The sequence below is a fragment of the Tsukamurella pseudospumae genome, from assembly GCF_001575205.1.
GTDB classification, from domain to species: Bacteria; Actinomycetota; Actinomycetes; order Mycobacteriales; family Mycobacteriaceae; genus Tsukamurella; species Tsukamurella pseudospumae.
In genome coordinates this window covers 87,837-104,085 of sequence record NZ_LSRE01000013.1, presented here as the reverse complement: position 1 = coordinate 104,085, position 16,249 = coordinate 87,837, and the positions used below count along the sequence as shown (strand labels likewise).

General features: G+C 70.9%; 18 protein-coding genes and 1 pseudogene. 7 read left to right on the top strand and 12 right to left on the bottom strand.

The genetic code is table 11. The features are described from left to right. The 5 genes and pseudogenes from AXK61_RS11390 to AXK61_RS25895 all read right to left on the bottom strand — a co-directional run. The gene (locus AXK61_RS11390; RefSeq protein WP_231855518.1) at positions 1-957 is read right to left on the bottom strand and encodes an oxidoreductase; all 957 of its coding nucleotides are present in this window, start codon (positions 955-957) and stop codon (positions 1-3) included. A gap of 264 nt (positions 958-1,221) precedes the next feature. Next, positions 1,222-1,974, bottom strand: coding sequence for an acetoacetate decarboxylase family protein (locus AXK61_RS11385; protein ID WP_068573596.1), 753 nt, complete (start codon positions 1,972-1,974; stop codon positions 1,222-1,224). After that, complete coding sequence (locus tag AXK61_RS11380) at positions 1,971-2,771, bottom strand: SDR family NAD(P)-dependent oxidoreductase (RefSeq protein WP_068573597.1); 801 nt, start codon at positions 2,769-2,771, stop codon at positions 1,971-1,973. The genes AXK61_RS11385 and AXK61_RS11380 overlap by 4 nt, the downstream gene beginning before the upstream one ends. After that, positions 2,768-3,268 carry an NAD(P)/FAD-dependent oxidoreductase gene (locus AXK61_RS25900; protein ID WP_269451166.1) on the bottom strand — a complete coding sequence of 167 codons (501 nt, stop codon included), beginning with the start codon at positions 3,266-3,268 and terminating at the stop codon, positions 2,768-2,770. The genes AXK61_RS11380 and AXK61_RS25900 overlap by 4 nt, the downstream gene beginning before the upstream one ends. A gap of 235 nt (positions 3,269-3,503) precedes the next feature. Further along, a pseudogene (locus AXK61_RS25895) lies at positions 3,504-4,073 on the bottom strand (flavin-containing monooxygenase); the annotation flags it as partial. 56 nt (positions 4,074-4,129) lie between these two features. On the opposite strand from AXK61_RS25895, the gene AXK61_RS11370 reads away from it, so the two are divergent. Further along, positions 4,130-4,804: a TetR/AcrR family transcriptional regulator gene (locus AXK61_RS11370; protein ID WP_068745393.1), complete on the top strand. Its 675-nt coding sequence runs from the start codon at positions 4,130-4,132 to the stop codon at positions 4,802-4,804. Between the two features lie 39 nt (positions 4,805-4,843). On the opposite strand, the gene AXK61_RS11365 is transcribed toward AXK61_RS11370, so the two are convergent. Further along, positions 4,844-5,494 (bottom strand): hypothetical protein, encoded by a 651-nt coding sequence (locus tag AXK61_RS11365; RefSeq protein ID WP_139058047.1) that lies wholly within the window; start codon positions 5,492-5,494, stop codon positions 4,844-4,846. Positions 5,495-5,573: 79 nt separating this feature from the next. Here AXK61_RS11365 and AXK61_RS11360 point away from each other — a divergent pair, with 79 nt between their 5' ends. Then, positions 5,574-6,140, top strand: coding sequence for a TetR/AcrR family transcriptional regulator (locus AXK61_RS11360; RefSeq protein WP_068573600.1), 567 nt, complete (start codon positions 5,574-5,576; stop codon positions 6,138-6,140). Further along, complete coding sequence (locus AXK61_RS11355; protein WP_068745389.1) at positions 6,137-7,666, top strand: MFS transporter; 1,530 nt, start codon at positions 6,137-6,139, stop codon at positions 7,664-7,666. Before AXK61_RS11360 ends, AXK61_RS11355 begins: the two co-directional genes overlap by 4 nt. A gap of 85 nt (positions 7,667-7,751) precedes the next feature. Here the strand turns inward: AXK61_RS11355 and AXK61_RS11350 are convergent, their stop codons facing one another. Further along, positions 7,752-8,801 carry a type IV toxin-antitoxin system AbiEi family antitoxin domain-containing protein gene (locus AXK61_RS11350; RefSeq protein WP_068745388.1) on the bottom strand — a complete coding sequence of 350 codons (1,050 nt, stop codon included), beginning with the start codon at positions 8,799-8,801 and terminating at the stop codon, positions 7,752-7,754. Positions 8,802-8,976: 175 nt separating this feature from the next. Continuing rightward, the gene (locus AXK61_RS11345) at positions 8,977-9,711 is read right to left on the bottom strand and encodes a DUF2470 domain-containing protein (protein ID WP_068745386.1); all 735 of its coding nucleotides are present in this window, start codon (positions 9,709-9,711) and stop codon (positions 8,977-8,979) included. Positions 9,712-9,801: 90 nt separating this feature from the next. Between AXK61_RS11345 and AXK61_RS11340 the strand changes: the two genes are divergently transcribed. Next, a complete protein-coding gene (locus AXK61_RS11340) occupies positions 9,802-10,197 on the top strand; it encodes a hypothetical protein (RefSeq protein ID WP_068745384.1) in 396 nt (131 codons plus the stop codon). Here the strand turns inward: AXK61_RS11340 and AXK61_RS11335 are convergent. Next, entirely contained in the window at positions 10,194-11,165 is a 972-nt protein-coding gene (locus tag AXK61_RS11335; RefSeq protein WP_068745382.1) for a hypothetical protein, read from the bottom strand. The genes AXK61_RS11340 and AXK61_RS11335 overlap by 4 nt on opposite strands. 94 nt (positions 11,166-11,259) lie before the next feature. Between AXK61_RS11335 and pheA the strand changes: the two genes are divergently transcribed. Together pheA and AXK61_RS11325 are read left to right on the top strand one after the other, a co-directional pair. Then, a complete protein-coding gene (gene pheA / locus AXK61_RS11330; protein WP_068745380.1) occupies positions 11,260-12,192 on the top strand; it encodes a prephenate dehydratase in 933 nt (310 codons plus the stop codon). After that, positions 12,189-12,830, top strand: coding sequence for a histidine phosphatase family protein (locus AXK61_RS11325; protein ID WP_068745378.1), 642 nt, complete (start codon positions 12,189-12,191; stop codon positions 12,828-12,830). The genes pheA and AXK61_RS11325 overlap by 4 nt, the downstream gene beginning before the upstream one ends. Before the next feature lie 6 nt (positions 12,831-12,836). Here AXK61_RS11325 and deoD read toward each other — a convergent pair whose 3' ends face one another. From deoD to AXK61_RS11310, 3 genes are read right to left on the bottom strand one after another with little or no spacing between them, the layout of a single operon-like run. Continuing rightward, positions 12,837-13,544 carry a purine-nucleoside phosphorylase gene (gene deoD / locus AXK61_RS11320; RefSeq protein ID WP_068745377.1) on the bottom strand — a complete coding sequence of 236 codons (708 nt, stop codon included), beginning with the start codon at positions 13,542-13,544 and terminating at the stop codon, positions 12,837-12,839. 1 nt (position 13,545) lies between these two features. Continuing rightward, a complete protein-coding gene (locus AXK61_RS11315) occupies positions 13,546-13,890 on the bottom strand; it encodes a metallopeptidase family protein (RefSeq protein ID WP_068573609.1) in 345 nt (114 codons plus the stop codon). A gap of 2 nt (positions 13,891-13,892) precedes the next feature. Next, positions 13,893-14,903 (bottom strand): septum formation family protein, encoded by a 1,011-nt coding sequence (locus AXK61_RS11310; protein WP_068745375.1) that lies wholly within the window; start codon positions 14,901-14,903, stop codon positions 13,893-13,895. A gap of 87 nt (positions 14,904-14,990) precedes the next feature. Here AXK61_RS11310 and serS point away from each other — a divergent pair, with 87 nt between their 5' ends. Beyond that, complete coding sequence (gene serS, locus AXK61_RS11305) at positions 14,991-16,244, top strand: serine--tRNA ligase (protein WP_068573611.1); 1,254 nt, start codon at positions 14,991-14,993, stop codon at positions 16,242-16,244. The last annotated feature ends 5 nt before the right edge of the window (positions 16,245-16,249 follow it).

Here is a 16,249-nt window from a genome sequence, read left to right as displayed (position 1 = left end):
CTAGCGGGGGATCACCGCCTGTTTCGCGGCGCCGCCGGCGATCCGGCCGATCGCCCGCGCGAGAGTGAGCGCTCCCGGATGCTTCTGCGGGGTCCTGCCGGCCGCGATGCGGTGCAACTGGTCGTTGTGCCAGGCCAGTTCGAGGTAGCCGTCGGCCGGTCGATAGCCGAGCCGCGGGGCGCCCGGCGGGAGCGTGGGGGTGTCACCGGCGAGGATTCGGCGGGGGTAGTCGGGGACGAAGGCGAGCGGCCGTCCGAGTCCGACGACGTCGACGACACCGTCGCCGATCAGTGATTCCATCGCGGAGGTGTCGCGGAGGCCGCCGGTCAGCATGATGGGAACGGTGGAGGTCGCGCGGATCCGGCGGGCGAAGTCGACGAAGTAGCCCTCTCCGCTCGTCTCCTGGCCCGCTGCGACGCCCGTCATCGCCGGCTGCTCGTACCCGCCCCCACTGATCTCCAGCAGGTCGATTCCGGCCTCGCCCAGCGCGACCGCCACGGCGAGCGCCTCCTCGCCGGTGAAGCCGCCGTGCACGAAGTCGGCGGAGTTGAGCTTCACCGAGACGGGGATCGACTCGCCCACCGCCGCGCGCACGGCGGCGACGGTCTCGAGAAGGATCCGGCTCCGGCACCTGGGGTCTCCACCCCACTCGTCGGTGCGGGTGTTCGCCAGGGGCGAGAGGAACTGGGAGAGCAGGTAGCCGTGCGCGGCGTGCACCTGGACGCCGTGGAAGCCGCCGGCCACGGCGAGCTGTGCGGTGCGGGCGAATCGCGCGATCACCGTGTGGATCTCGGCGTTCGAGAGCGTATGGGGCCGGCGCAAGTTGTATCCGGGAACGGTGCTCCGGGACGCCGACGGTGCCACCGGCCGCCGGTTGAAGGGCGAGACCGCGACTCTGCCGGGGTGGTTGATCTGGGCCCAGATCGCCGCGTCGGTCCCCCGGTCGCGTCGGTCCAACTGCGGACGGCGTCGAGGCAGCGGCTGTCGTCGAGGATCACGTTGCCCGGCTCGGTGAGCGCGGCACGGTCGATCATGATGTTGCCGGACAACAGGAGTCCCGCGCCGCCCCGGGCCCACACGGCGTACAGCCGGCGGAGGCCGTCGCCGGGTACGCCGTCGCGGTGCGCGAGCTGTTCACTCATCGCGGCCTTGGCGATCCGGTTCGACAGGACACTGCCGCACGGCAGGCGGAACGGTTCGGACAGGAGGGTGGCGGTCATGTCAGAGCACTCTCGGTCGGAGGTGGGCGATCGAATGGAGGGGGGTGAGTGGGCGCAGCGGGATCGGCGGGCTGCCGGCGGACAGGTTCACGCGGTGCAGACGGGCGTCGACGACGCGCCCGATTCCCATGAGGTGGAGTGGATCCCGCTCGGAACCCGACACCGTGAACTCGTCGAGGTGCACCCGTCGGGTCTCGATGGGATGCTCGCCCGGGGTGAAGCCGATGATCCGGGGCAGCGCGAGGCCGAGCGTGCCGGTCACGTTGCGGTGCGGGCGGCCGAGGATCGGAGGTGCGTCGGGCACCGTCGCACCGAGCTCCCCGCGCATCGCGATGAGGTCGTGGCCGCGGCGGGAGGCGCTCGCGCTGATCGCGGTTCCGTCGAGGTTCCAGCCGATCTCGCCCATCTTCTTCGGGTAGCCGAGGAGCTCGCGGCCGAGGATGAGCGCGGTGTCGTCGTCGAGGATCATCCACGGGCAGTGGATCCCGGTGCGCCCGCCGAGGGTTCTGATGTGCACGAAGATCCCGGCCTCGTGGTAGACCGATCCGTACGTGCAGTGCGGGAACCATGCTGTGAAGACCTCGGCGCGGTACGGCTGCGCGAGCCGGACGCCGGTGGGCAGCCACGGCCGCATCGCGGCCGGATCGAGTTCGACGGTCGCGGTGAAGTAGTGGGCGTCGCAGTAGAGCAGGCCGCGCGGCGGTGCGAGCCGCAGTGTCTCGCGGATCCCGCCGAGGAGTCCGTACTCACTCATCGCAGGTCCCCGTAGACGCGGCGCAGGACGGGGTTGAGGATGCTCCGCGGCGTGTGCATTCCGCCGAAGCCCTGGAGCTTGGCGATCGGGCCGGGCACGACGCGCCGCCGGCCGGTCACGAGTCCGCGGACGGCGGCCTCGGCGGCGCGTTCCGCAGTGACCCAGGCGATGCCGGGGAGGCGGTGCTCGATCGCGCCGAGGTCCGACACGGACGCGAACTCGGTGCGAACGGGTCCCGGCGCGAGCAGCGTGCACGTGACCCCGGTGCCGGCGAGCTCGCCGTGCAGCGACTCGGCGAGCGTGTTCGCGAAGGCCTTGGTGGCCGCGTAGGTCGCGTTGTTGGGGCTGGGCTGGTTTCCCGCGGTGGAACCGGTGATGAGAACGCCGCCCCGTCCGCGGGCGACCATCGACGGCAGGAGTGCGAGGGCGAGGTCGTGGACCGCGACGGCGTTGAGCACGACCTGCTCCCGTTCCCGTGCCGGGTCCAGTTCCAGCACGGAGCCGTAGGTCGCGAAGCCGGCGTTGAGGCCCACCGCGGCGAGCTCGACCGTCTCGAGACGCGTCAGCAGCTGCGCCCGGGCGGCGCCGTCGGCGAGATCGCAGGCGAGGACATCGGCATCGACGACGTGGTCGGCACGTAGCCGGGCCGCGAGCGTGTGCAGCCGATCCTCCCGCCGAGCGACGAGGATCAGCGAATGTCCGCGGCGCGCGAAGGATTCGGCGAGGGCGGCGCCGATGCCGCTGGAGGCGCCCGTGATGAGGACACGGGCATCGGGGGTGGGGGACGGGATACTCATGATCCGATCGGCTCCTTCGAGAGGTTGTTCCGGGGGCGGAGGACGGCGCGGGCGCGCTGGAGGCGGAGTGCGCTGCGCAGCAACCTGATCCGGCAGAGGATCTCGGCGGATCCCGCGAGCATCGAGGATCGTGCGGGGAACCGTCGGGCCAGCATGTCCGACAGCGGTTCGGTGACCCCGTCCTGGGCCGGGATGGCCTCGGCGAGGAAGTCGGCGCCGAAGGAGATGATGCGTCCGGCGCCGGACCGCGGCGCGACGAGTCCCCACAGGTAGAGGTTCGCGTACCTCGGCACCAGGACGTGCTCGACGAGGAGCGGATCGCCGTTCTCCCAGACGAACATCGACTCGTCGAGCATGGGGAACCGGGTGTGGAACCCGGTGGCCCAGACGATCGTGTCGTACTCGGCGCTCGTGCCGTCCGTGAAACGGACCCGGGCACCGTCGAACCGCTCGATCTCGGGTCGGACGGAGACCTTGCCGTGTTGGAGCGCGTACATGAGGGACGTGTTGACCGTGACATCGCGGGTGGAAGAGCCGGTGGTCGGGTCGCTGCAAGCCGTATCGGCGGTAGTCGCCGTAGCTCAGTCGAAGCGCCTGTTTGAAGACGGTGCGCTGCAACGGTATCGGCCACCAGATCCGGTCCCATTCGGAGGACGGGACGCCGAACAGGGTCTTGGGGATGAACCAGTAGCCGCGGCGCATCGAGACGTCCGCCGTGCCGACCGCGGCCGAGGCCTCGACCGCGATGTCGCTCGCGGAGTTGCCCGCGCCCACGACGAGGACCCGGCGGCCGGAGAGGTCCGCCGGATTCTTGTAGTCCTTGGAATGCAGTTGGGTGCCGGTGAACTCACCGGGGTACCACGGGAGGTTGCGCTCCCAGTAGTGACCGTTCGCGACGACCACTGCGCGGTAGTGGCGGACCTCGCCGGAGGCGAGCTCGACGAGCCATCCGGCGGTGCCGTTCGCGTCGACGGGCCGGACCGAACGGACCTCCGTGTCGAACTCGAGGTTCTCCGCGAGGCCGGAACGGTCGACGTACGACTGGAGGTACTCGAGCATCTGCGCGGCGCTCGGGAACGTGGGGTAGTGCTCCGGCATCGGGAAGTCCGCGTACTGCGTGGACTTCTTGGAGCTGATGAGATGCGTGGAGTCGTAGACGCCGTGCGACCAGTTGCCCCCGATCCGATCGGTGGCCTCCAGGTGGTCGTAGGGGATGCCGGCGCCCCGCAGTGCCCGCGCGAGCCCGATTCCGGCGTAGCCCGCACCGATGACGCACACGCGCCCACGGTGGTCGTCGATCATGGCGCCTCCTCAATTGTTACATCCACTGTAGCTTCAGTCGATGTAACATTCCCGATATGGCTGGGAGAGTCAAGACGGTGATCGACGATGTGACGGCGGAGGCTACGGGCCGCCGCCGCCCCGCCAAACGTCCCTACGCCGCCCGTATGACGCCCGCGGACCGTCGGGAACAGCTCCTGGACGCTGTGCTCCGGGTGATCGCGACGCGCGGCGTCGGCAAGGTGTCGATCGACGCCGTCGCCAAGGAGGCGGGCGTCACCCGGCCCGTCGTCTACAAGCTGTTCGACGACTCGAACGCCCTATTGCGCGCATCCCTCGTGCGGGAGGAGCGCAGGGCGACGGAGCAGTACCTCGCAGCGTTCCCGTCGGCCGCCGCCGGGCGTGCGCTCCCCGAGCTGGTCGCGGAGCTCTACGCGGGCCTGCTGCTCACCTTCGAGCGATCGCCCGACCTGTGGCGCGCCGTGTTCGAGCTCTCCGACAGCACGACGACGGTGTTTCGGGCTCGGCTCGAACGCGGCCGCGCCGCGGCGGCGGGGCGGATCGAGCGCATGCTGACCGAGCATCCGGATGCGGACGTCGAAGATCCGTCGCTGGCGGCGCGGATGGTGTTCGCGGTGATCGTCGAGTCGGGCAGGTTGCTGCTCGCGGAGGACGATCGCTACCCGCGCGAGAGGTTGATCGCGAGTGCGGACCGGATCGCCGCCCTGGTGGGCGGGACGACGCCGGCGTAGCGGACGGCGCCGGATCGGGCACCGTCACGCGGCGGAGAGTCAGAGGTCGCCGGACTCGTGATCGGTCCGCGCGGCGGCCTTCTCGGCCCGTGCCTCTTCCTTGGCGGCGATCTTGGCCTGCTTCACCGCGGCCTTGTCGGCCGCCTTCTGGAGCTTGCGCGCCTCCCGACGCTTCCCGTAGATCCTGACGGCGATCGGGATGGCGATCGCGAGTACCAGGCCGATGATCGCGCCCCACAACGTGGCGCCACGGAACATCGGTGCGTCCACGTTCATCACGTCCCGCCCGGCCTTCGCGGCGTTGCTGATGCCGGCGGCGATGCTCGCCGTCATGAGGTTCGGAACGGCGACGACCACCGCGAGGACGGCGGCCGCCGTCGCCAGTTTCGGTGACCGGCGGATCCGCTTGACCGCGAACACGAGCAGCAGGAGCGGGATCAGGGTGCAGAGGATGCCGAACGTGAGGCCGAGTCCGGTGCCGGTGAGCATGCTCTTGTTCACCCATTCGCCGACCCGCTGGGCCCACCACCGCGGGATGACCGCTGCGGCGATCGAATAGACGATCACCGCGACGACGGCGACGCCGACCCAGATCGCGACCTGCTGCGCGCCCTTCTTGGCCATCTCACCTGCGCGTTCGCCGACCGGCTTCTTCTCCGCGGACGCCGGTACGGGTTCGGGTGTCGTCATGATCACAATCTAGTCCTTTTCGTCCCGTTCCATCTGATGTACATTTGTACATGTACAGACGTACATGAGGGGTGAAACAATGACCGACATCCCCCGTCGTCGCGACCCCGAGCGCCGCCGCCGCGAGATCATCGCCGCCGCCGCGGAGATCGTCCTCGAAGACGGGCCCGACGCGCTGACCCACCGGAAGGTCGCGGCCCGGGCGGGCGTACCCCTCGGCTCGACCACGCAGTACTTCGCCACGCTCGACGACCTGCGCGCGGCCGCCCTGACGTCGCTGGTGGTGGACGCGGAGCGCTGGCTCGGCGAGTTGGAGGCCGAGTTCGTCCGGGAGGGGGCATCGCCCGCCGCCTACACGGCGTCGCTGCACCGCTACCTCGAGGACACGCGTCTCGTCGGTGCCGACTTCGCCGTGACCTGTTCGGCGCCCCTGCATCCGGACCTCCGGATGCTCGCCGTCCGGTGGGAGGCGGACTTCCTCACGATGCTGGAGCGCTACATCACCACCGAGAGCGCGGCGGCCGTGTCGATGCTCACGGACGGCGCGATCATGCAGACGGCGCTCTCCGAAAAGCCCTCGGAGCGAACGCTCCTCGACCGTGCGATCGCTGCGCTCTGGACCCCTCGACAGGAGACGACGCCATGACCGACCTCTCGACCGCGCCCGCGATGTCCGCGACGCGGCGCTGGGCCGCGGCCCTGCTGCTCTCGGCCAGCCTGCTCGTGATCACCGTGGACATGACGATCCTCAACATCGCCGTCCCGGACCTGGCGGCCGACCTGCGACCCAGTGCCGCGCAACAGCTCTGGATCATCGACGTCTACTCGCTCGTGCTGGCCGGGCTCCTGGTCTCCACCAGCTCTCTGGGGGACCGGTTCGGCCGCAAGCGCATGCTGCTCCTCGGCTACGTCGTCTTCGGCGTCGCCTCGGCGCTCGTCCTGTGGGCGGAGACTCCCGGCCAGGTGATCGCCCTGCGGGCGGCGCTCGGCGTGGGTGGCGCGATGATCATGCCCACCACGCTGACCATGCTGCGCGTGATCTTCACCGACCCCGCGGAGCGGGCGAAGGCCCTCGGCCTGTGGGCCGCGGTGTCCGGCGTGGGCGCGGCGATCGGGCCGATCGTGGGCGGTGTTCTGCTGGAGAACTTCTCGTGGCGCGCGGCGTTCATGGTGAACGTCCCGGTGATGGCGATCGTGCTCGCCATCGGGCTCTTCCTGCTGCCCGAGTCGACAGTGCCCGCCCGCGGCGCCTGGGACCGACTCGGCGCGCTCATGTCGATCACCGGCATGGTGGCCCTGGTCTGGTCGATCAAGCGGTTCGCGAAGGATCACAGCCTGCTGTCGGGTCCCGCGCTCGTCGCGCTGCTGATCGCCGTGCTGGTGCTCGGGCTGTTCGTCCGGCGCTCGCTGCATCGCGAGTACCCGCTGCTCGACGTGCGACTCTTCGAGCGTCGCCAGTTCTCGGCCGGGATCATCGCGGCGCTGGGCGTCATGTTCGCCATGGCCGCCGCGCTGCTGCTGCTCGCGCAGTGGATGCAGCTGGTGGCGGGCTACGGGCCGATCGAGACCGGTGTCCGGCTGCTCCCCGTCGCCGTCGCCGCGGTGGTGGCCTCGCTCGCGGCCCCGTGGCTGGCGAACTTCCTGGGCGCCCGCGTCGTTCTCGCCGGCGGCCTGGTGGCGGCGTCGGTCGGCATGGTCCTCCTCGCGGCCCCCGCACACCTGGACTACGCGCGACTGGTGGCCCCGCTGATCCTGGTCGGCGTCGGGATGGGCGCGATGACGGTGGCCTCCGCGATGATCATGTCGGGGACGCCGGAGGAGAAGGCGGGCAACGCCGCCGCGCTCGAGGAGTCCTCGTACGACTTGGGCAACGTCTTGGGCGTCGCGATCCTCGGCAGTGTCGCGGCGATGCTCTACACCGCCGACGCCGACTTCGGCGCGATCCCCGGTGTGGACGGGGCGACCGCCGACGCCGCGGGTGAATCCCTCGGCGCCGCGATGGCCATCGCGGAGCAGGCCGGCAACCCCGAGATCGCGCGGCACGCGGCGGAGGGATTCACCGCGTCACTGCAGACCACGGGCCTGGTCGGCGGGGTGATCCTGCTCGCCGTCGCGATCGGCGTGTACGCGCTGACCCCGAAGGGCACCGACATCACGGTGCAGGCGCACTGACGACAGTCGCTTCAGGAATTCGAGTTCGGCGGCACTGAAGACGTCACGAGATGACCCTCGGTGCCGCGGAACTCGAATACGCGAACTAGTGCCGCCCGGGCACGCGGGGCCGTCCACGGATGATCGCAACGACGTCCGCGAGCACGGTGTTCCACGAGAACATCACGTCCACGTACTCGATCCGGAGCACGCTGTAGCCGCTGACGGTGGCCCGGCGGTCTCGGCGGTTGTCCTCCCTGCGCTGTTCGTCGTTGTGGTGAGCCTTGCTGTCGCACTGGACGATCAATCGTTCGCCGACCAGCAGGTCGACGTGTCCGACGTCCTCGATCTCGACCTGACTGCGCACCGCGAAGCGCGCGTTCTGGAGTCGGAACCGCGCCACGGACTCGCTGCCGGAGCCGGCCTCCGCGTCGAGGCGATCGAGCAGACGCAGCACCCGATGCGGCGCGCCGGCGAAGATCACGCGCAGGTCCTCCAGCGTGTAGGCCGGCTGCCTTCGCAGCGTCGAATCCAAGACCGCGACCACGTAGTCGGGCGAGAGGCAGTTCGCCGCGCACTGCAGGGCGATCGGTCGCGGGTCCACGGCGCGGTCGGACGTACTCAGCGGTCGGTGCGAGTGACATCGGGCGGAGAGGGCAGTCGAGCCAGGAGAACTCTTCGACCACGCGCGCATCTTCGACCACGGCCCGTCCCGTGTCCGTCTCGCGCGACGTGCCCCGTCTGCGCAGCCGATGTCGTCCGTGTCGGCACGCCGTGGGTTCCGCCCGCGGTCCCGCTGGCGCCGCGCGGCCATGGCCGCGCGCGCAGTCCGCTGCTGGGCGACTTTGCCGGAGCCCCTCAGCTCGGCGCGATGCACCGGCCAACGAATGTGGGTGCGCTGCACGCCGGGCGGGACCCACACCTCGGGGTGGAAGGCGAGCGCCGACACGCAGGTCACCGTTCCGCCTGCGCGGACGGCAGTGATCACCGCAGTATCCGCACCGGCGACCGCGTACCACCCGCGACGGATCACGAGCAGGACTCCGGCGTGGCGGAGCTTGCTGATCTCGCGCGGTTCCGCTCCGAGCGCGATGAGCCGCGCCCGGGAGATGACGCCTGCGTCGGCGTTCTCGGCGATCAGCGTCACGAGGTCCATGTCGCTCAGCGTGACCGTAGGCGCCGAGGCCTGCCCCGGAGCGGAGGAGGTTCATCCCCAGTAAGCGTATGAAACTTTCGCTGCCTCGCGGTTGTTCACAGAATCGAGTTCTGCGGCACTGTCAGGCACCTGAGAACGCTCACGATGCCGCGGAACTCCACATTGTGAGGAGAAGTCAGCCGGCGCGCAGGCCGTTGAGGAACGGGCAGCCGAGCAGGATGCGGATGCCGCGCTGCAGCGCGGCCATGTCGCCGGCGGGCTGCTGGAAGTTCAGGCGCACGTCCACATCGGAGAGCTCGTGGTGCTCGGCGCGCAAGCGGATGCCGAACCGGTCGATACCGAGCAGGCGGACCCGGTGGTTGCGGAGCCTGCCCGGCAGTCGGCGCGCGAGCTGCCCGACCATCTCGGGGTGCCCGGACTCGACGTGCGCCAGCCACGCGGACTCGTAGCCCGCGAACGGATCCGGCTGCGCCTCTGCCAGTTCCGAACCCGATACGGACGCCGCGCCGGCCGTGTCGGCGAGCACGGCCGACTCGATCGGCATGACCAGTAGGCGGGCGCCGTTGCCCACGTCGAGCAGTGCCTCGAGCGGGTTCTCGACGGCGACCCGCGCGGCGAGGGCGGCGCCGTCGGCCACCTCGGACAGCCGGCCGGAGAGCCAGACGAGGGAGCGGGTGCGCTCGCGCAGCGCCAGCGGCGAGATGTCGTTGATCTCGACCATGGCGCGGGCGCCCTCGAGCCAGGGCGCGTCGTCGGGGACGGACACGACGAGCCGATCGCCGAGCACGTGGTGCAGGGCAAGCGTGATCGGCTCGTAGCCGTCGGCGACGAGGACGGCGGCGTGGGGGACGGCCGCGACGGTGCGGACGCGCTCAGCCGGGGTCGGCTCGACGATAGTGGGGGCACTCATGACGGCTCCTCTCGCTCGGTGATGGTGTTCATGAAGGTAACCCTAACCTAATGCGTGGAGCAACCCCGGGCAAGGGTTAGGGTCGAGGAGATGGCAATCGAACTGGAGTTGCTGGCGCCCCCGCGCGAGCCGATGTCCCTGGTCGACGGGCTGGCCGTGGCGGCACCGTCGGGCCTGCAGAGCTGCGCCTACGCGCCCGAGGACCCTACTGCGCTCGCGGAGTTCCTGGTGTGGGGCGTGCACGACGACGGGCCGGGATTCGAGATCGCCGTGGCCGACGCGGAGCAGGCGATCGCGGTGCTGTGCGCCACGGTCGCGGCGCTGACGGGTGCCGACATCGAGGCCGCCGTGACCACTCCCGACGAGGCGCGACTGGCCGCCCTCAACCCGATGGCGCAGGACGCCGTCCGCGAGCGGCTGCGGCACATCGTCGCGCCCGACCCACAGGCCGTGACCGACCGCCTGCACGGGCTGGGGCTGCGCTAGGAGATCTGGTCGACAGGGACCGTCCACGCGGTCCGGCAGACCTCCTGCGTCGGCGACAGACTGCCGCGGTCGAACCACTGCTGCGCGGTCGCGGCCTGGACCTTCGGGCCGCCCGTGCCGTCGCCGAGCAGGGTCCAGGTCCGGGACTGGGCCGATGCCTGGCCGATGTCCGCCCGGGTGATGCCGTGGTCCACCAGGCGCTGCATCGTCGCGCCGGCGAGGCACAGTGTCTGCGCGTGGCTGCGCTTGCGGTACTCGATGCCGAGCGGGCTCGCGCCGTCCACGGAGCGGATCAGCGCGGCGGCGTCGGCCGCGGCTCCGGCCCGGTTCTCGGCGCGGTCGGCGACGGCCATGGAGAGCCACTGCAGCAGGTGCGGCGCCTGGTTGCCGGCGCCCTCGATCGCGGCATCGACGTTGAGGTAGATGTCGTCGTTGCAGGTCCCGAAGGTGGTGATCGGCTCGCCGGCGAAGCAGCCGGGGCCGGGCGGTACATCGTCGGGGGAGCTGAACGGGCGCACCGTCGCGGCCCGCAGGCCCCACACCGCCTCGAGGCAGACGGTGCCGGACCGCGCGAACGCCTCCACCGACTCGCGGGTCGCGGCGAGCGGCGGGAGCGCGCACCCGGGCGGCGAGACGAGCGCGGTCGTGAAAACGGCGCTACCGGTCACCTGGCCGACGCTCGGGGGCCGGGGCGGGGACGTCGGCGTGCCGATCGGCGAGGCGAAATCCGACCGATCCGGCTTCGACACGGCGGCCCAGGCCACGGCGCCGGCGATGAGAGCGACCGCGACGATGAGGGTGATCCACCCGGAACGGCCGAGGCGCCGCGGGCTCCGGACCTCGCCCGTGCCGTACAGCCCGTTCGCGTACGGGCTCCCGGTCGGCAGCCGATTCGACCGCCACGGGCTCGGTCCCGTCGGCGCCGGCCCGGAACTGATCCGGTCCAGCGGGTTCTCGTCGTGCGACATCTCGCCCCCATTCCTGCAAGAACGGAATGACTATACTGAATCGTGGACGGGTCGACCACCGCGGACGGTGGACGCTCTCGGCTAGGCTCGTGGCGTGACCCGCATCGCCTACTTCGGACCCGAGGGAACCTTCACTGAGATGGCGCTGCTCCAGTGCCAGGACCTCGCAGTGCGGGGGGCGATGTCGGTGCCCGGGTTCGATCTCGTGGGGGCCGAGCGGATCAGTGCCCCCAGTCAGGTGGCCGCCCTCCAGATGGTGTCCGACGGTGCCGCCGACCTCGCCTGCGTGCCCATCGAGTCGTCCGTCGAGGGACCCGTGACGCCCACGCTGGACGCGCTGGGCTTCGGTGCGCCGCTACAGATCTTCGCCGAGACCGACCTCGCGGTCGCCTTCTCGATCGCCTCGCGGGTGCCGCTCGCGCAGGCGCGCACGGTGGGCGCCTACCCCGTGGCCGCCGCGCAGGTCCGGGCCTGGCTGGCGGTGAACATGCCGCAGGCGCAGGTGGTTCCGGCCGCCTCCAACGCCGCCGCCGCTCTCGACGTCGCCGAGGATCGCGTCGACGCGGGCGTGACCACCGCGCTCGCCGCGCGGATGTACGGCGTACCCGAGGTCGCGACGGGCGTGGCGGACGTGGCGGACGCCCGCACCCGGTTCGTGTTGTGCGGCAAGCCCGGTCCGGCGCCGGCGCGCACCGGGAGCGACTGCACGGCCGTGGTGATCGACGTGCCCAGCAGGCCCGGTTCGCTCGCGCTCGCGATGGCCGAGTTCGCCCTGCGTGGTGTCGATCTCACTCGCATCGAGTCGAGACCGAAGCGGACCGTGTTCGGCAGCTACGTCTTCCACTTCGACTGCGTCGGCCACATCGACGACCCCGCGGTGGGGGAGGCGCTGCGCGCCCTGCACCGGGTGTGCGACGAGCTCCGATTCCTGGGGTCCTGGCCCCGTCCGGGCGGGCCGGGGACGGCCCCCGTCGACCCGGGCGACTCCGAGGTCTGGTTCGACGGGCTGCGCAGGGGTGAGCGATGACGGGGTTGTTGCACCTGGTCCGGCACGGCCAGACCACCGCGAACGTGGCACGGATCCTCGACACCCGCCCGCCCGGCGCCCCGCTGACGCCCGAGGGTGTGGACCAGGCGCGGGCGTTCGGCGCAGCGCGGCCGAGCGTGCGCGGCACAGGCGCGCGGCCCGTTCTGCTGAGCTCCGTCGCACGGCGCGCGCAGCAGACCGCCGGGCACATCGCCGAGGCGTGGGGCGTGCCGACGGCAGTGGTCGACGGGGTGCACGAGGTGCAGGCCGGCGACCTGGAGGGGTTCAACGACGAGGACTCGATCGCAGTCTTCCAGGACGTCGTGAAGCGCTGGTACACGGGCGAATCCACGGCGGCGATGCCCGGCGGCGAGTCCGCCGACGATCTGCTCGCCCGCTACCTGCCCGCCGTGGACGCCATCCGCACCGAGCATCTTCCGTACGGCGACGCCTACCTGGTCAGCCATGGCGCCGCCATCCGGCTCGTCGGCTTCCGCCTGTCCGGGGTCGACGGTGCCTACGCGCACAAGCACCACCTGCCGAACACCGGCGAGATCGTGCTCCGGCCGGTCGACGACGGCGCTTGGGAGCTCGTCAGCTGGGCCGACGCACCGTCGCATCTGGACCCGATGGGCTAGAGCCCATCAGCTGAACGCGGCCTCGATCGCGATGGCTGCTGCGGCGGCGAAGCCGTTCTCGCGGTCCTCGGGCGGCAGCGCCTCGTCGCGGAACATGTGATCGGTCACCGTCAGGACGGTCAGCGCCTCGCGGCCCTCCGCGGCGGCGACGGCGTACAACGCGGCCGTCTCCATGTCGACGCCGAGCACACCGTGATCGCGCAGGCCCTCATGCAGGCCCGGGCGAGCCAGGTAGAAGTGGTCCGAGGAGTAGACCGGGCCCACGCGCACCGTCGTGCCGGCGCGGTCGGCGGCATCCGCGGCGGCGCGGAGCAGCGGGTACGACGCCGCGGGCGCGAAGCGCACGCCGGGGATGCGAGGGTCGTTGATCGCCGAATCCGTGTGCGCAGCAGTCGCGATGATCACGTCGCCGAGCGACATGTCGTCCTGGTAGCCGCCGGAGGTTCCCACCCGGATGATGCGCCGCACGCCGTACTCGCGGTACAACTCCGTCGCGTAGATCGTCATGGTGGGCAGGCCCATGCCCGAGCCCATCACCGAGATCGGCCGCCCGCCCACGGTTCCCGTGTAGGCCTCCATGCCGCGGACCTCGTTGACGAGGCGGGCGTCGTCGAAGAGGGTCTCCGCGATCCGGCGGGCGCGGCGCGGGTCGCCGGGCATGAGGACGGCGGAGGCGTAGTCGCCCGGGGCGGCGGAGTTGTGCGCGGTCGGCATGTCAGGCCCAGCCCAACTCGTGCAGTCGGTGGTCGTCGATACCGAAATGATGGCCGATCTCGTGCAGTACCGTCACGCGGATCTCGCGCCGGAGCTGCTCCTCGGTGTCGCAGATGTCCATCAGTGCCTCACGGTAGATCGTGATGGTGTCCGGCAGGGTGCCGACGTAGTTCCAGTCCCGCTCGGTGAGCGCGATGCCCTCGTACAGGCCGAGCAGCGTCGGCTCGTCCTCGTTGCGGTCGCGGACCAGCACCACCACGTTGTCCATCGCTGTCGCGAGCTCGGGCGGAACGTCGTCGAGGGCGTCGGACACCCACTCCTGGAACGCGCGGCGCGAGACGTGCACGGCTACCTCGGTCCGGTCGAGGGCTCGGCCGGCTTCGCGCCGGGGAAGGTCGGCATGACGGGCGGCTTGCCGTCGATGAGCAGGCCGGGGGACTTCGCCGAGCCGGTGATCGGCGTGTACGTCACGGTGTCCTTCGACGACGCCAGGAAGCAGATCACCGAGCGGGAACCCGCGGTCCACGACGGCTGCGACAGCGTGTTCCACGCCAGTTGCAGCCCGGACTTGCGCAGCCCGTCCTGCGACCCGAACCACCCCGTCGTGCGCGACGGGCAGATCCGGCCCAGGTAGTCCTCCTGCTGCTGCTTCGTGGGCCACGACGCGTCCGGGAACGCCTGCCGCAGGTCGATCACGGACGTGACCTCGAGGGCGTGCGGCTTCGTACACTCGACGGGGCCGGTCGGCTTTCCGCGATCGCTCAGGCCGATGCACGTGCCGGGCGGCCAGGTCAGCGACTGGTCCTGGTTGACCACCTTGCCCTTGGTCTCGAGCGCGTTGCCGGCACCGTCGGCCACCTGGATGCCGCAGCGCATCGTGCGATCGCCCGACTCCCACGCCTTCTGGCCGGCGGTGAGCAGATTCGTCTGGAACCGGCCCATCGGGTCGAGCCGCTTGCCCAGGTACTCGGTGACCACGGGCGGGCAGAGCTGGTCGCGCTGCGCCGCAATCGCCGATTCCGTGGGATACGGCGCATTCTCGGGCAGCGTGCGCGCGGGCTCACCCGCGACCTCGAACTTGTGCGACTCGAGGCAGTCGACGGGCGCCATCGTCGTCGGGTCCTTGTCCCAGGTCAGGCACGTACCCGGCTTCGATCGGGCGAGGACGGTACCGCTCGCCGCGAGCCGCGGCGCCTTCTCCTCGTTCTTCGGTTCGAATGCGCCGGTGAAGAACAGCACGCCGCCGATCGCGACGGCGCCCACGATCAGCGCGGCCAGAACGGCGCGCACGGTCCACGCGCCCGCACGGCTCTTCTGCGCAGGGGCGGTCTCGGGCTGGGGATCGGTGTCGTCGGCCATCGCCTCCCATCATGCCTGGCCCGGGCCGGGCCGGGCGCGCGGATATCAATTGGGGTGGGGCGACGGTGCCGTAATAGGCTGGCCCTCGTGATCGACGTCAAGCTGGTACGCGAGAACCCCGACCGTGTACGCGCCTCGCAGCGCGCCCGTGGAGAGGATCCGGCGCTGGTCGACGCCCTGCTGTCCGCGGACGCGGACCGTCGGGCTGCGGTGCTGGCGGCCGACACCCTGCGGGCCGAGCACAAGGCATCGTCGAAATCGATCGGCAAGGCGGCCCCCGAGGATCGCAAGGCCCTCGTCGCCGCGGCCGGCGAGCTCGCCGCTCGCGTCAAGGAGGCCGAGGCCGAGCAGACCCGCGCGGACGAGGCCTTCGACGAGGTTGCGCGCAAGATCGGCAACATCATCATCGACGGCGTGCCCGCCGGCGGCGAGGACGACTTCGTGGTGCTCGAGCACGTGGGCGAGATCCCGGAGATCGAGAACCCGAAGGACCACCTCGAGCTCGCCGAGGGGCTGGGCCTGCTCGACATGGAGCGCGGCGCCAAGGTCTCGGGCTCGCGGTTCTACTTCATGAAGGGCCACGGCGCACTGTTCCAGATGGCGCTGCTGCAGCTCGCGGTGCAGAAGGCCGTGGCGAACGGCTTCACGCTGATGATCCCGCCCGTGCTGGTCAAGCCCGAGGTCATGGCCGGTACAGGCTTCCTCGGCGCGCACGCCGACGAGATCTACCGCCTCGAGGCCGACGACCTGTACCTGGTCGGCACCTCGGAGGTGCCCCTGGCCGGGTACCACATGGACGAGATCCTCGACCTGTCCGACGGTCCCGTCCGCTACGCCGCGCAGTCGAGCTGCTTCCGGCGCGAGGCCGGCTCGTACGGCAAGGACACGCGCGGCATCATCCGCGTGCACCAGTTCGACAAGATCGAGATGTTCGTCTACTGCAAGCCGGAGGACGCGGAGGCCGAGCACCAGCGCCTGCTGAACTGGGAGAAGGAGATGCTCGCGGCCGTCGAGGTGCCCTACCGGGTGATCGACGTGGCCGCGGGCGACCTGGGCTCGTCGGCGGCGCGGAAGTTCGACAGCGAGGCCTGGGTGCCGTCGCAGGGCCGCTACCGCGAGCTCACGTCGACGTCGAACTGCACCACCTTCCAGGCCCGTCGCCTGGGCATTCGGTACCGCGATTCCGACGGTAGGCCGCAGATCGCGGCCACGTTGAACGGCACCCTCGCCACCACGCGCTGGCTCGTCGCGATCTGGGAGAACCACCAGCAGCCCGACGGTTCCGTGCGCGTCCCCGCAGCGCTGCAGCCGTTCATCGGGACGGACGTGCTGCGCCCGTAGTGCCT

Bases quoted from the DNA above. Each gene is read 5' to 3' on its own strand.
- AXK61_RS11385 (WP_068573596.1), bottom strand. From the start codon at position 1,974: ATGAGTGAGTACGGACTCCTCGGCGGGATCCGCGAGACACTGCGGCTC.
- AXK61_RS11355 (WP_068745389.1), top strand. From the start codon at position 6,137: ATGACCGACCTCTCGACCGCGCCCGCGATGTCCGCGACGCGGCGCTGG.
- AXK61_RS11365 (WP_139058047.1), bottom strand. From the start codon at position 5,494: ATGACGACACCCGAACCCGTACCGGCGTCCGCGGAGAAGAAGCCGGTC.
- deoD (WP_068745377.1), bottom strand. From the start codon at position 13,544: ATGCCGACCGCGCACAACTCCGCCGCCCCGGGCGACTACGCCTCCGCC.
- AXK61_RS11350 (WP_068745388.1), bottom strand. From the start codon at position 8,801: ATGGACCTCGTGACGCTGATCGCCGAGAACGCCGACGCAGGCGTCATC.
- AXK61_RS11310 (WP_068745375.1), bottom strand. From the start codon at position 14,903: ATGGCCGACGACACCGATCCCCAGCCCGAGACCGCCCCTGCGCAGAAG.
- AXK61_RS11360 (WP_068573600.1), top strand. From the start codon at position 5,574: ATGACCGACATCCCCCGTCGTCGCGACCCCGAGCGCCGCCGCCGCGAG.
- AXK61_RS11380 (WP_068573597.1), bottom strand. From the start codon at position 2,771: ATGAGTATCCCGTCCCCCACCCCCGATGCCCGTGTCCTCATCACGGGC.
- AXK61_RS25900 (WP_269451166.1), bottom strand. From the start codon at position 3,268: ATGTACGCGCTCCAACACGGCAAGGTCTCCGTCCGACCCGAGATCGAG.
- AXK61_RS11335 (WP_068745382.1), bottom strand. From the start codon at position 11,165: ATGTCGCACGACGAGAACCCGCTGGACCGGATCAGTTCCGGGCCGGCG.
- AXK61_RS11345 (WP_068745386.1), bottom strand. From the start codon at position 9,711: ATGAGTGCCCCCACTATCGTCGAGCCGACCCCGGCTGAGCGCGTCCGC.
- AXK61_RS11325 (WP_068745378.1), top strand. From the start codon at position 12,189: ATGACGGGGTTGTTGCACCTGGTCCGGCACGGCCAGACCACCGCGAAC.
- AXK61_RS11370 (WP_068745393.1), top strand. From the start codon at position 4,130: ATGGCTGGGAGAGTCAAGACGGTGATCGACGATGTGACGGCGGAGGCT.
- AXK61_RS11340 (WP_068745384.1), top strand. From the start codon at position 9,802: ATGGCAATCGAACTGGAGTTGCTGGCGCCCCCGCGCGAGCCGATGTCC.